Origin of the sequence: Nonomuraea sp. NPDC005983 (genome assembly GCF_040614375.1) — a bacterium.
Taxonomy (GTDB): domain Bacteria; phylum Actinomycetota; class Actinomycetes; order Streptosporangiales; family Streptosporangiaceae; genus Nonomuraea.
Map to the genome: position 1 here is coordinate 70,168 of NZ_JBEXUP010000007.1, position 12,300 is coordinate 82,467.

The 12,300-nt window shown below is 72.0% G+C and carries 12 protein-coding genes and 1 pseudogene; 10 read left to right on the forward strand and 3 right to left on the reverse strand.

The annotated features are described in order from the left end of the window. Nucleotides 1–89 precede the first annotated feature (89 nt). On the reverse strand, nt 90–1,529 hold the full coding sequence (locus ABZ297_RS05930) for a GuaB1 family IMP dehydrogenase-related protein (protein ID WP_355340048.1): 1,440 nt from the start codon (nt 1,527–1,529) through the stop codon (nt 90–92). Between the two features lie 94 nt (nt 1,530–1,623). On the opposite strand from ABZ297_RS05930, the gene ABZ297_RS05935 reads away from it, so the two are divergent. Beyond that, nucleotides 1,624–2,076 carry a GyrI-like domain-containing protein gene (locus ABZ297_RS05935; RefSeq protein WP_355340051.1) on the forward strand — a complete coding sequence of 151 codons (453 nt, stop codon included), beginning with the start codon at nt 1,624–1,626 and terminating at the stop codon, nt 2,074–2,076. A 32-nt stretch (nt 2,077–2,108) separates the two neighbouring features. Then, nucleotides 2,109–2,249: pseudogene (locus ABZ297_RS05940) on the forward strand (methyltransferase domain-containing protein); the annotation flags it as partial. 103 nt (nt 2,250–2,352) lie between these two features. Here the strand turns inward: ABZ297_RS05940 and ABZ297_RS05945 are convergent. After that, on the reverse strand, nt 2,353–2,889 hold the full coding sequence (locus tag ABZ297_RS05945; protein WP_355340054.1) for a helix-turn-helix domain-containing protein: 537 nt from the start codon (nt 2,887–2,889) through the stop codon (nt 2,353–2,355). Nucleotides 2,890–2,981: 92 nt separating this feature from the next. Between ABZ297_RS05945 and ABZ297_RS05950 the strand changes: the two genes are divergently transcribed. The 6 genes from ABZ297_RS05950 to ABZ297_RS05975 all read left to right on the forward strand — a co-directional run bounded on the left by ABZ297_RS05950 (nt 2,982) and on the right by ABZ297_RS05975 (nt 8,402). Continuing rightward, nucleotides 2,982–4,199, forward strand: a complete 1,218-nt coding sequence (locus ABZ297_RS05950) for an FAD-dependent monooxygenase (RefSeq protein ID WP_355340057.1) — start codon at nt 2,982–2,984, stop codon at nt 4,197–4,199. Nucleotides 4,200–4,209: 10 nt separating this feature from the next. Beyond that, a complete protein-coding gene (locus ABZ297_RS05955; RefSeq protein ID WP_355340060.1) occupies nt 4,210–5,427 on the forward strand; it encodes a glycosyltransferase in 1,218 nt (405 codons plus the stop codon). 10 nt (nt 5,428–5,437) lie between these two features. Then, nucleotides 5,438–6,142, forward strand: coding sequence for a hypothetical protein (locus ABZ297_RS05960; RefSeq protein WP_355340063.1), 705 nt, complete (start codon nt 5,438–5,440; stop codon nt 6,140–6,142). After that, complete coding sequence (locus tag ABZ297_RS05965; protein ID WP_355340066.1) at nt 6,139–6,489, forward strand: hypothetical protein; 351 nt, start codon at nt 6,139–6,141, stop codon at nt 6,487–6,489. Before ABZ297_RS05960 ends, ABZ297_RS05965 begins: the two co-directional genes overlap by 4 nt. Continuing rightward, nucleotides 6,489–7,568: a glycosyltransferase family 4 protein gene (locus ABZ297_RS05970; RefSeq protein ID WP_355340069.1), complete on the forward strand. Its 1,080-nt coding sequence runs from the start codon at nt 6,489–6,491 to the stop codon at nt 7,566–7,568. The genes ABZ297_RS05965 and ABZ297_RS05970 overlap by 1 nt, the downstream gene beginning before the upstream one ends. Before the next feature lie 108 nt (nt 7,569–7,676). Beyond that, the gene (locus ABZ297_RS05975; RefSeq protein WP_355340072.1) at nt 7,677–8,402 is read left to right on the forward strand and encodes a hypothetical protein; all 726 of its coding nucleotides are present in this window, start codon (nt 7,677–7,679) and stop codon (nt 8,400–8,402) included. Nucleotides 8,403–8,434: 32 nt separating this feature from the next. Here ABZ297_RS05975 and ABZ297_RS05980 read toward each other — a convergent pair whose 3' ends face one another. Further along, entirely contained in the window at nt 8,435–9,556 is a 1,122-nt protein-coding gene (locus ABZ297_RS05980; RefSeq protein WP_355340075.1) for a CaiB/BaiF CoA-transferase family protein, read from the reverse strand. Nucleotides 9,557–9,696: 140 nt separating this feature from the next. On the opposite strand from ABZ297_RS05980, the gene ABZ297_RS05985 reads away from it, so the two are divergent. Further along, entirely contained in the window at nt 9,697–11,223 is a 1,527-nt protein-coding gene (locus ABZ297_RS05985) for a serine/threonine-protein kinase (RefSeq protein ID WP_355340078.1), read from the forward strand. Next, complete coding sequence (locus tag ABZ297_RS05990) at nt 11,220–12,203, forward strand: NAD(P)-dependent oxidoreductase (RefSeq protein WP_355340081.1); 984 nt, start codon at nt 11,220–11,222, stop codon at nt 12,201–12,203. Before ABZ297_RS05985 ends, ABZ297_RS05990 begins: the two co-directional genes overlap by 4 nt. Nucleotides 12,204–12,300 lie beyond the last annotated feature (97 nt).

Here is a 12,300-nt window from a genome sequence, read left to right on the forward strand (position 1 = left end):
TCGTCCATGGCGGCCCTTTCTCCCGACGACATCCTGCTCACCGGGCGCGTCGCGGAGCACGTGCGGGTCCGCCGCTGGGCCGCCCGGGGTCACCAGCTCTGGTGGAGAGGCATGCCCTCGGTGTAGCCGGACGAGCTCTGGATGCCGACCACCGCGCGCTCATGGAACTCCTCCAGGTTCCCCGCCCCCGCGTATGTGCAGGAGGAGCGCAGCCCGGCCACGATCGCGTCGATCTGGTCCTCCACGCTGGGACGTTGCGGGTCCAGGTACATGCGCGAGGTTGAGATGCCCTCCTCGAACAGCGCCTTCCTGGCCCGTTCGAACGCGCTGTCGTCGACGGTCCGCAGCCGCACCGCCCGCGCGGACGCCATCCCGAAGTTCTCCTTGTACTTGCGCCCGTCGGCGTCGGTGCGGGTGTCGCCGGGCGACTCGTACGTCCCGGCGAACCAGGAGCCGATCATCACGTTGGCCGCTCCCGCCGCCAGCGCGAGCGCGACATCGCGCGGGTGGCGGACGCCGCCGTCGGCCCAGACGTGCCGGCCGAGCCGACGCGCCTCGGTGGCGCACTCCAGGACTGCGGAGAACTGCGGACGCCCCACGCCGGTCATCATCCGGGTGGTGCACATGGCGCCGGGGCCGACGCCGACCTTGAGGATGTCGGCGCCGGCGTCCACCAGATCCCGCACGCCCTGAGCTGTCACGACATTTCCGGCAGCGAGGGGGACGCCCGGGGCGAGCGCGCGTACGGCCCGCAGCGCCGAGAGCATCTTCTCCTGGTGCCCGTGCGCGGTGTCGACCACCAGACAGTCAACCCCGGCCTCCAGCAGTTCCTTGGCCTTGGCTGTCACGTCACCGTTCACGCCCACGGCCGCCGCGATGCGCAGCCTGCCCCGGGCGTCGAGCGCTGGACGGTAGAGGGTGGCGCGCAGGGCGCCCGTCCTGGTCAGTATGCCGACCAGACGGCCGTCGCCGTCGACGATGGGGGCGAGGCGGTGACGTCCCTCGTGCAACCGGTCGAACGCCTGGCGCGGCTCCAGCCCGGCGGGCAGCGTCAGCAGCTCGCTCGACATCACCTGGGAGAGCTGCGTGTACATGTCCACGCCCTGGCAGTCGGCGTCGGTCACGACGCCGACCGGCCGGTTCTCCCAGTCGACCACGATGACCGCGCCGTGCGCGCGCTTGGGCAGCAGCTGCAGGGCCTCGCCGACGGTGTCGTGCGGGGTGAGCGTGAGCGGGGTGTCGTGGACGAGATCGCGCTTCTTGACCCAGTCGACCACGTCGGTCACCACGTCGATGGGAATGTCCTGCGGGATCACGGTGATGCCGCCACGCCTGGCCACGGTCTCGGCCATCCTGCGCCCGGCGACCGCGGTCATGTTGGCCACGACGACGGGGATGGTGGTGCCCGTGCCGTCGTGCGTCGAGAGATCGACTTCGAGCCGGGAACCGACCGAGGACCGCGACGGGACCATGAACACGTCGCTGTAGGTCAGGTCGTACTGAGGCTCCAGGCCATTAAGAAACTTCACGTTCGTCCATCTTATGTGCTGACAGGTCATGGGGGGTTTCCCGTTTCTGGTGGCCTTATGATCGGCCGGGAAACTTATGGGGGATGGAGGACCTGTGGAGGTCACAGACCGCGACGAGCTGACGGTGGTCGGCTTCGCCGTGCGCACCACGAACGCCGAGGAGAGAGATCCGGCCAGGGCCAAGCTGCCCGCGCTATGGCAGCGGGCGGGCGCGCCGGGGGCGTTCGCGCACGTGCCCGGACGCCTCGACGAGAACCTGTACGCCGTCCTGACCGACTACGAGAGCGACCACAACGGCGCGTACACCCAGATCGTCGGCATCGGCGTGCGGACGGTGCCGAGGCTGCCCGAGGGGATGGTGGCGGTACGGGTGCCCGCGGCCAAGTCGCTGCGGATCGAGGCGCGGGGGCAGCTGCCGCAGGCGATCGTGGAGGCGTGGCAGCAGGTGTGGGGTCACACCGAGTCGGGCGCCGCCCCCGGCCGCGCGTTCACCACCGACCTCGAGGTGCACCACAGGGACGGCGCCGACCTCTACATCGCCGTCTGAAGCAGCACTGTCTGAAGCAGCACTGTCTGAAGCAGCGGCCAGCGATGTCAGCCCTCGCCGGAGATGTGGCCGGCCGCCGGATCCTGGACGCCGGCTGCGGCTCAGGCCCCCTGTCGGCTGCACTGCGCGACCGCGGTGCGGTCGTCGCCGGCATCGACGCCAGCGCCGGGATGTGGCCTGAGTCGAACCCGCTCTGCGTTCGTCGGATCTCCCCGCCCCACGACCATGCCAACGATCCGAGACCACGACGGTCACAAGATCCGCCGTACAGGCCCTCTAGGCGGGGCCGGGGAGTCTCAGTGCGGCCGCGGCCGCCTCGACGGCCACGTCCTTGACCTCGTCCAGCGGCAGGTGGGCGTACTCCACCGTGCAGTCGGCCATTCCGCCGAGCGCCACCGTCGCGCGGATGTGCGCCGCCTGCGTGATCTCCTCGCCGAGCAGCAGCGTGATGAGCCGCCGCCGCCAGTCGAACATGCGCTCGCCCAGGTCGAGGTAGGCCAGCGTGGACATCTCCCGCACCACCATGACGATGACCTCGCGATGCCGCCAGATCAGGTCGAAGTAGTCTTCCAGCAGCTTGCGGGGGTCGCCGGGCTCGCGCCTCGCCACGAAGCGCTCCACGTCCTCGACCATCGGCTGGACGATGCTCCGCACCAGGTCGTCGCGTGAGGCGAAGTGGTAGTAGAGGGCGGGCTTGGTGATGCCGAGCCGGTCGGAGATCTGGCGCAGACTGGTGTTCTGCACGCCCTGCTGGACGAACAGCTCGCGCGCCACCGCCTGGATGCGCGCCTTGGTGTCTGTCTGCCTGGCCACGACACCAGCCTATCCCTTACCTATCGTTAAGTAAGTCCTTGTGCGATGCTGTAGAACCGACTTACCATCCGTTAAGTAAGGAAGTGCCAGCCATGCGGATCCTCATCTCCGGCGCCAGCGTCGCCGGACCTGCCCTGGCGTACTGGCTCGACAGGTACGGGTTCACGGTCACCGTCGTCGAACGGGCCCCCACGCTCCGCAAGACGGGCGGGCACGCGATCGACCTGTTCAGGCCCGCGATGGACATCGTCGAGAAGATGGGTGTGGTCGACCGGATCCTGGACAGGAAGACGGGCACCGACTGGCTCACCATGTACAGGGAGGGCGAGGACCGCCCCGTGGAGCTGGAGCTCCGCAGGGTGTTCACGGCCATCTCCGACCGCCACGTCGAGATCATGCGGGACGACCTCAGCGAGATCCTCTACGACGCCACCCGCGACCACGTGGAGTACGTCTTCGGCGACTCGATCACGTCGATCTCCGACGACGGCGAGGTGACCTTCGAGCGCGGCCCGGCCCGCCGGTTCGACCTGGTGATCGGGGCCGACGGGCTGCACTCGAACGTCCGGCGGCTGGTCTTCGGGCCGGAGTCGCGTTTCTCCGCCTGGATCGGCGCCTACCTGGCCGTCGTGTCCGTCCCCGACTTTCTCGGGCTCGACCAGCGGATGGTGGGAGTCGCCGGGGTCGACCGCATGGCCGGGCTCTACAGCGCCGCCCACCTGCCGGACGCGCGGGCGCTCTTCCTGTTCAGGACGCCGGAGCAGCTCGACTACCACTACCGGGACGTCCCGCGGCAGAAGGAGCTGCTGCGCGAGAGGTTCGCCGGGCTGGGCTGGCAGGTGCCCCGGCTGCTGGACGAGCTCGACGGCACGCCCGCCTTCTACTTCGACTCGATCACCCAGTTGCGCATGGACACCTGGTCGCGCGGGCGGGTCACGCTCGTCGGCGACGCGGGCTACTGCCCGGGTCCGGCGGTGGGCGGCAGCACCAGCCTGGCCGTCGTGGGGGCGTACGTCCTGGCGGGAGAGCTGGCCGCGTACGGCGGCGATCACGCGCGGGCCTTCCCCTCCTACGAGGCGGAGCTCGGCGACTACGTCCGGCGCGGCCGCGCGTTCGCCGTCGGGACCGCCAAGCGGATCGTGCCCGGCAGCCGCGCCGACCTGTGGGCCCTGACCCAGGGGGTGCGGCTGGTCAACCTGCTGCCCGCCGGGCTGACCAGGGCCGCGACCAAGCTGAGCAGCAAGGGCGTGCGGCTGCACGACTCGATCGCGTTGAAGGACTACTCGGCCTACGAGGGCGTCCTTCACTAGACTCCGCGCCGTGCGTGCCGCGTACTTCGCCTTCGACCGCTTTCCTTCTAGCAAGGGGTCCGCCGTCCACATCGGGCAGATGGCGGCTGAGTTGTTCCATGGGTACGGCGGGGGGCTGCTGGGGGTGCTGGGCGGCGGCGGGCTGCCGCGATACCAGCGGGAGGGCGACGTGCTGATCGCCCGGTTCGACGAGCAGATCCCCAACCTGATCGACCGGGCCGAGGCGTACTCACACTGGGTCGCCCGGCACCTCGCGCCGCACCTCGGCACGCTGGAGCTGGTCCACGTGCGCGACCCGTGGAGCGCGCTGCCCGCGCTCGGGGACCGGCACAAGGTGGTGTACGAGGTCAACGGGCTGCCGTCGATCGAGCTGCCGCACACCTGGCCGCACGCCGCGCCCGCCACCCTGGCCAAGCTCAGGGACCTGGAGGCGCACTGCCTGGCGGGCGCCGACGCCATCGTGGTCCCCTCCCGCGTCATCGCGGACTGCGTTCGCCGGTACGGCATAGATCCGGACAGGATCCACCTCGTCCCCAACGCCGCCGACCCGGTCGTGCACCTTCGCGACGGCGCGCCAATGGAAGCGGGGGAGGGCGCCCCGCCGAGCGCGCCCAGCGTCGAGGCACCCGGCCCGGTGGGGCTCGGGGCAGGCGATGGCGAGGCGGCCGGTCCGGCGGGGGTGGGGCGGTACGTCGTCTACGTCGGGGCCCTGCAGCGCTGGCAGGGGGTGGACGTGCTGTTGCGGGCCTTCGCCAGGCTGGCCGACCTGGACTGGCTGCGGCTGGTGATCTGCTCGTCGGTGCCCGAGCGGCGCGCCAGGCCGCTGCGGCGGCTGGCCGAACGGCTCGGCGTGGCCGAGCGGGTCGAGTGGCGGTTCACGCTGCCCCACCACGAGGTGGCCGACTGGCTGGCCGGCGCGGAGGTGTCGGTCGCCCCGCTCACCGCCTGCCCGCGCAACCTGGAGCAGGGCTGCGCCCCGCTGAAGATCCTGGAGTCGATGGCCGCGGGCACTGCGGTCGTGGCGTCCGACCTGCCCGTCGTCCGGGAGATCCTCGGCGACGACGGACGGCTGGTCGCGCCCGACCGGCCCGCCGAGCTGGCGCGGGCCATCAGGATCATGCTGGAGTATCCGGAGGCGGCGGAGGCGATGGCGGAGCGGGCGAGGGTGCGGGTGCCGAGCTGGTCCGAGTCCCGAGCGAGGCTCGCCGCCGTCTACCGGCGTGTGTAGGGTTCCAGCCATGTTCTGGCGGAAGACCCGGGCGGCCATCGCCCAGTTCCACCCGCTGCACCAGGCCCTGATCTGGCAGCACACGCTGTCGGCCACCCTCCCCAGGGCGGAGTGGGAGGCGCTGCTGGCCAGCCTCTCGCGGCACGACGCGCTGGTCCGCAGGCGCAAGTGGCGGCTGCCCGCACGCACCGAGAGCGTGCTCGTGCCGCTGATCCGGGTGCTGTGCGAGGACGCGGGCAGAGGCACCGTCGCCATCGACGCCGACCTGCGCGGCCACGACGTGCCCGGCAAGGCGAGCCCGCCGCGCGAGCTGCCCGTCCTGCGTCCGGTGCGCAGCGTGCGGGAGTGGTGGGTGCGCGACCCGTGGCTGCGCGCCCGCTCCGAGTTGCGCGACGGCGGCCTGCTCGAACTGAGCGTCACCGACCATGTCAGGCACCGACGCGTGGTCAAGGTCAACCCGCGCGGGAAGCGCAAGGTCAAGACCAAGACCAAGTCCGTCCAGCGCGTCCAGACCACCCGTTCGCTGGCGAAGAACCAGGCGGCCTCGCAGCCGGGCGGCCCGCCGCCGCCGTGGATCCAGGTGAAGGTCCGTCCCGGGGCCAAGACCGTGATCAGGGCCGGCGCCAAGCTGCCCGTGCCCTCGGAGCGCGATCAGTTACCGCTGATCATGACGGTGGCGACCGAGCTGTTCAGGTGGACCAGGAGGACCTCATGACCCCGTGCCTGGTGAGCACCGGCTTCTTCGTGCTCGGCCGGTGCGGCAGGCCGTCGGTGGCGGGCTGCGCCGGCTGCGGCAGGCCGATCTGCGACCGGCACGTGGCGCCGGGCGGCCTCTGCCCGGAGTGCGCCACCGCCCAGGGCTACGGCTCGCCGTACGACCCGTTCTGGACGAGCGGCTTCCGCGCCCACCACTACCACAGCAGCGCCTCGACCTACTCCGACCCCACCTGGTACGCGACCTTCGACGACTACGACAGGGGCGCCTTCGACCCCGACGACCAGGGCGACTTCGGCGAGAGCGACTTCGGCGACGGCGACGACCGCGACTTCGTGGACAGCTGATGCGGCTGCTGTGGATCACCGAGCACTACCCGCCGAGCAGGGGCGGGATGGCCGAGTCGTGCGACAGGATCGTCCGCGGCCTGCGCAACGCGGGCGTCGAGACCGACGTCGCGCACCTGACCAGGCGCGCCAGGCCGTGGCAGGTCGCCGGCGAGCACCGCGGGCGGCTGCTGACCGTGCCGCTGGAGGACAATCCGGAGCACGCGCTACGCAGGCTGTGGACCGTCCTGTCGGGCGAGTCCTACACGCACGTGGTGGCGTTCGGCGGCACGTACGCGATGCTCGCCGCGCCGGTCCTGTCGGCGTGGCTGGGCGCCCCGCTGGTGACGCTGCTGCGCGGCAACGACTTCGACACCGGCGTGTTCTCCCTGCGTCGCCGGAGCGCGCTGCTCGAGGCGTTGCGCGCTTCGGCGAGGGTGTGCGTGGTGGCCTCGTCGCACGCGCCGCTGGTGTCGGCCCTGGCGCCGGGCGCCGAGGTGCGCTGGGTGGCCAACGGCATCGACACGTCCAGCTGGCAGATCCTGCCGTCGGAACGCGCGTCGGGGCAGGCCAGGCGGGCGGCGGCGGGCAAGCGGACGATCGGCCTGATCGGGCAGCTCAAGAACAAGAAGGGCGTCGGCTTCCTGCTCGACGCGCTGGCCGCCTCGGGGCACGCGGCGCAGTTCCACCTGCTGCTCGTCGGCGAGCTGGAGGCCGACCTGGAGGTGCCGCTCGAGCACACCAGGCTGCCGTTCCTCGACCGCTACGAGCTGCCGGCGCTCTACGCCGCGTGCGACCTGGTGGCGCTGCCGTCGTTCTACGACGGCCTGCCGAACGTCGCGCTGGAGGCGGCCGCCCTGGGCGTGCCGCTGCTCGCGTCCGACGCGGGCGGGCTCGGCGACCTGGTCGACGACGAGATCGGCTTCCGCTTCCGCGCGGGCGACCCGCACGAGTGCCGCGCGGCCGTGGACCGGGCCGCGCGGGCCACCGATGACCAGCTCGCCAAGCTCGGCACGGCGGCGGCCGAACGGGTGCGCAGGGACTTCACGGTGTCGGCGGAGACCGACGGCTACCTGCGGGTGTTCCGCGAGGTCGGATGAGCGCCTGCCCCGAGCTCCGCATGAGCGCCTGCCGGATGGTCCGTGAGGTCGGATGAGCGCCTGCCCTGAGTTCCGCATGAGCGCCTGCCGGATGGTCCGTGAGGTCGCGTGATCGTCTGTTATGCGCGGGGCGGCGGCCTGGGCCATCTCACTCGCGTCCGCGCCTTCCTGCACACCCTGCACCGCGGCGAGCCCGCCACGATCGGCGTCAGGCCGGAGCCCGGGTCCCCGTTCGTCGTGGACGCCTTCCCCGCCGGGCTGGACGGCGAGCTGGACGCGTCCACGGCCCCGCCGGGCACCAGGACCGTCCACCTGGCCCGGCTGCTGCGCTGGGACGCCTACCGCCCGCTCCTGCCCGCCCGCCCGCTGCGGTTCGCCACGACGTACCTGATGGAGCCGGTGAGCGAGCCGCACCTGGCCTACCTCTGCGAGGTGTCGGACGAGGTCCTGCCGCTCACCCTGGTCGACCCGCCGGCCCCGCCCGCCGAGGCCCCCGGAGAGTGGCTCGTCGTCCATTCGGGGCCGCCGGGCGAGATCGCCGAGCTGCTCGGCTACGCCCGCGAGACGGCCGCTCTGGAGGGCGTCAGCCCGAGGCTGGTGCTGGTGTCGCCCGCCGCACCGCCAGGGCTGCCCGACGACGTGACCCATCTGGCCGCCTACCCGGCCTGGCCGCTGTTCGAGGCCGCCGAGCGGATCGTCTCGGCGGCCGGGTTCAACGTGGTGCGGCAGGCCGCGCCGTACCGGCACAAGCACCGCATGCTGCCGTTCCCGCGCCGCTTCGACGACCAGTTCACCCGCGCCAGAGCGGCTCGGACGCCGCGGAACCCGCCATAGCCTCCATCAGGTCAGCACGTCAGGTCAGCACGTCAGGCCAGCACGCCCTGCGAGCGCAGCTTCTCCGACTCCTCCGGCGGCAGGCCCCAGGACGTCAGGTCGTCCAGCCGGGTGGCCGGGGAGAGGTCCGGCTCCGGCGCGCCGGACAGCCGAGGGGCGGGCAGCGGCTGGTGGAAGTCGCCGACCTGGACGAAGGCGCCCCTGGCGACGTTGTGCGGGTGCGTGACCGCCTCGGGCATCGAGAGGACCGGCGACACGCACGCGTCCGAGCCGTCGAACACGGCCTCCCACTCGGCGCGGGTCCGCGACCTGAACGCCTCGGCGAGCCGGGACTTCAGCGTGGGCCACTGCTTCCTGTCGTGCCGGTCCGGAAGGTCGGTCAGGCCCATCCTGGTCACCATCGCGTCCCAGAACCGGGGTTCCAGCGAGCCGACCGCCACGTACTCGCCGTCGGCGGTCTCGTAGGTGTCGTACTGGGGCGCGCCCGTGTCGAGCAGGTTGGTGCCGCGCGGGCCCCACGCGCCGCTCTGCACGCCGTGGTAGAACATCGAGAACAGCAGCGCGGCACCGTCCACCATGGCGGCGTCGACCACCTTGCCCCTGCCGGTTCGTTCGCGTTCGAACAGGGCGAGCAGCACGCCGTACGCGAGCATGAGGCCGCCGCCGGCGAAGTCGCCCAGGATGTTGATCGGCGGAGTGGGCTTGCCGCCCTCGCGGCCGAGCATCGACAGCACTCCGGAGATGGCGAGGTAGTCGATGTCGTGCCCGGCGGTCGGGGCGAGCGGGCCGTCCTGGCCCCAGCCGGTCATCCGGCCGTAGACCAGGCGCTCGTTCACCGCGTGCAGGTCGTCGGGGCCGATGCCGAGCCGTTCGGCCACGCCGGGTCTGAACACCTCGATGACGACGTCGGCGTTCTCGGCCAGCTTCTTGAAGGCCGCCACGCCCTCCGGCGACTTCAGGTCCAGGCCGATCGTGTGCTTGCCGCGGTCCATGACGTCCGTGCGGGGCCTGTCGGAGACGGCCTGCACGCGGTCGATCCGCAGCACGTCGGCGCCGTGGTCGGCGAGCATCATCCCAGCGAACGGCCCAGGTGCGAGCCCCGCGAGCTCCAGCACCCGTACCCCGGACAGCGGCCCCTGCCGCGCTTCAGACATGGGATCTCCTTAGCTGGCGAGTCCGCCCCAGTAGAACAACATTCGGTGAGCTGTGGCAAGCCGCCTTGCCGACCACCCGCCACAGCGGAGTGAGGTATGGGAAACTTGCCCACTGTTCGGGGCTTCTACAGGGGTTGGACATGGTTTCGGAGAGCAATAGGCTGATCGCCCAGCGGTACCAGTTACAGCGCGAACTGGGCCGTGGAGGCATGGGGGTGGTCTGGGAGGGCTACGACACCCTCCTCAACCGGCCCATCGCGGTCAAGGAAGTGCTGTTGCCGCCAGGGGTGCCGCCCGCCGAGCAAGAACGCCAGTTGCTCCGCACCGCCCGCGAGGCCCGCACGGCGGCCAGGTTGAACCACCCGTCGGTCGTGGCGGTCTACGACGTCGTCGAGGAGGACGGCCGTCCCTGGATCATCATGGAGCTGGTGCGGCATCCCTCCATCGAGGAGGTCGTGGCCACCACCGGCGCCCTCCCGGTGCGGCAGGCGGCCGACGTCGGCAGGCAGGTGCTGTCGGCGCTGCGCGCCGCCCACGAGAGCGGGATCCTGCACCGCGACGTCAAGCCGAGCAACATCCTGCTCACCGACGACGGCCGGGCCGTGCTCACCGACTTCGGCATCGCCACCGCCGAGGGCGACCCGTCGCTCACCAAGACCGGCATGGTGACCGGCTCGCCGAGCTTCCTCGCTCCCGAGCGGGTGCGCGCCGCCGAGGCGGGCCCGGCCTCCGACCTGTGGTCGCTCGGCGCGACGCTCTTCGCCACCCTGGTCGGGCGCTCGCCGTTCGAGCGCGGCGAACCCATGGCCACGCTCAACGCCCTGCTCAACGAGGAGCCGGACTACCGCAGGATCCCTCCGATCATGCATCCGATTCTGAAGGGGCTGCTGCGTAAGGAGGCGCACGAGCGGGTGACGGCGGAGGAGGCCGACCGGCTGCTCTCCGACATCATCGCCGTCAAGGCCCCGCCCATGGACCCGGAACCGGCCCCGCCGAAACAGCGCCGCGGGAGCCGCGTGCTGCTCGCCGCCGCGGTGGCGGCGGTGGTGGTCGCGGCGGGCGGCGTCACCTATCTCAAGCTCAGCTCGCCCGCGCAGGGCAGCAGCACGCCGCCCGTCGCGCAGCCGGCCGCCGCCACCAGCCCGCTGCCCAGCGCGACGCCGACCGCCAGCCGGACTCCCACGCCCACCCCCACACCGAGCAGGGTGGTGCCGCTCGTGCGGGCGTGGAAGTCGCCCGACGGCTGGGCGATCGTCCGGCCCACCGGCTGGAGGGGCGCCCGCAAGGATTCCTACACCGAGTGGACGCGGCCCGACAGGACCGGCCACCTCGGCGTCGAGGAGGTCTACGCCACGCTCGACCCGCACCAGATCACCCGCGACGCGGAGGAGTCGCTCCGGCAGAACGCCCCCGACCTGCGCGTCGTCCGCCGCGGGGCGGTCAACCACCAGGGCGCCAAGGCCGTGGAGTGGGAGTTCACCTACACCGCCGGAACCGGCGGCGACACGCCATGGGCCGTGAGCGGCCAGCGCTACCACGAGGTGCAGCGCGCGATCACGGTCGGCCAGACCGCCTACATCCTGTCCTGGACCGTCGCCGAGACGCAGTGGCGTCGCAACGCCTCGCTGATGCGGCAGGTGATCGGCAGCTTTACGGTCAAGGCATGACCCCCTGGAACCTGCTCGCCCTGCCGCCCCTCCCCGAGGAACTGCTACGCGGCCTGCTCGCTCCGCTCGGTGACCGGGTGGACGTGCGGGTGCCCGCCTCCCGCCACCGGGCGGCGCTGCTCGACGCGCTGCCCGAGGCGGAGATCGTCCTGGGCGACTGGTCGGGGCTGCTCGCGCTCGACGCGGCGGCGGTGGCGGCCGCCCCGCGCCTGGCGTTCGTGCAGCAGCCGTCGGTGGGCGTCGACGGCCACGACTCCGCGGCGCTCGCCGCGGCGGGCGTGCCGCTGGCCAACACGGCCGGCGTCAGCGCCGTCGCGGTGTCGGAGTGGTGCGTCGCCGCGGCGCTGTCGCTGACGCGCAGGCTGGGCGCCGCCGACGCCGCCGTCCGCGCGGGGGAGTGGCCGCAGCAGGGCCTCCAGCCGCGCGAGCTGCACGGCCAGAACGTCGGCATCGTCGGTTACGGCCCTATCGGCGCCGCGTGCGCCAGCCTGTTCAGGGCGTTCGGCTGCCAGGTGTCGTACTGGACGCGCACCCCGCGCGAGGACCCCGGCTACACCGACCTGCCGACGCTGCTGGACTCCTCGGACGTGGTGGTCGTGGTGATCGCGCTGTCGGACGAGACCCGCGGCCTCGTCGACCCCGGACGGCTGAAGCAGGGCGCGCTGCTCGTCAACGCCGCCAGAGGTGGCGTCGTGGACCAGCGCGCGCTGGCCGCCGCCCTCGCCTCCGGACACCTCGCCGGAGCCGCGCTGGACGTGTTCGAGACCGAGCCCCTGCCGGGCGGTGACCCGCTGCGCGAGCTGCCAAGAGTTCTGCTGTCTCCGCACGTCGCGGGGGTCACGCCGGAGGCGACCGGGCGCTTGCTGGGGGCCGTCATGGAGAACCTCACGGCGGCCCTCGACGGCCGCGAGGTGGCCAACGTGCTGAACGGCGTTTCCCCGATGATCTGTAGGAGATTTTCGGATTCGCCTTCCGCGTAAGCGTTTCACCTGGCACGATAAACAGTTTTCGTGTCTTTAACGACCCCGGTCTGGTCGACTTCCCCGCTGGGGGATACCGTCTTACGCGACGATCTCT

What these genes read in the sequence shown, in the direction of transcription:
- ABZ297_RS05990 (WP_355340081.1), top strand. Translation starts at nt 11,220, where the DNA reads ATGACCCCCTGGAACCTGCTCGCCCTGCCGCCCCTCCCCGAGGAACTG.
- ABZ297_RS05950 (WP_355340057.1), top strand. Translation starts at nt 2,982, where the DNA reads ATGCGGATCCTCATCTCCGGCGCCAGCGTCGCCGGACCTGCCCTGGCG.
- ABZ297_RS05980 (WP_355340075.1), bottom strand. Translation starts at nt 9,556, where the DNA reads ATGTCTGAAGCGCGGCAGGGGCCGCTGTCCGGGGTACGGGTGCTGGAG.
- ABZ297_RS05970 (WP_355340069.1), top strand. Translation starts at nt 6,489, where the DNA reads ATGCGGCTGCTGTGGATCACCGAGCACTACCCGCCGAGCAGGGGCGGG.
- ABZ297_RS05965 (WP_355340066.1), top strand. Translation starts at nt 6,139, where the DNA reads ATGACCCCGTGCCTGGTGAGCACCGGCTTCTTCGTGCTCGGCCGGTGC.
- ABZ297_RS05985 (WP_355340078.1), top strand. Translation starts at nt 9,697, where the DNA reads ATGGTTTCGGAGAGCAATAGGCTGATCGCCCAGCGGTACCAGTTACAG.
- ABZ297_RS05960 (WP_355340063.1), top strand. Translation starts at nt 5,438, where the DNA reads ATGTTCTGGCGGAAGACCCGGGCGGCCATCGCCCAGTTCCACCCGCTG.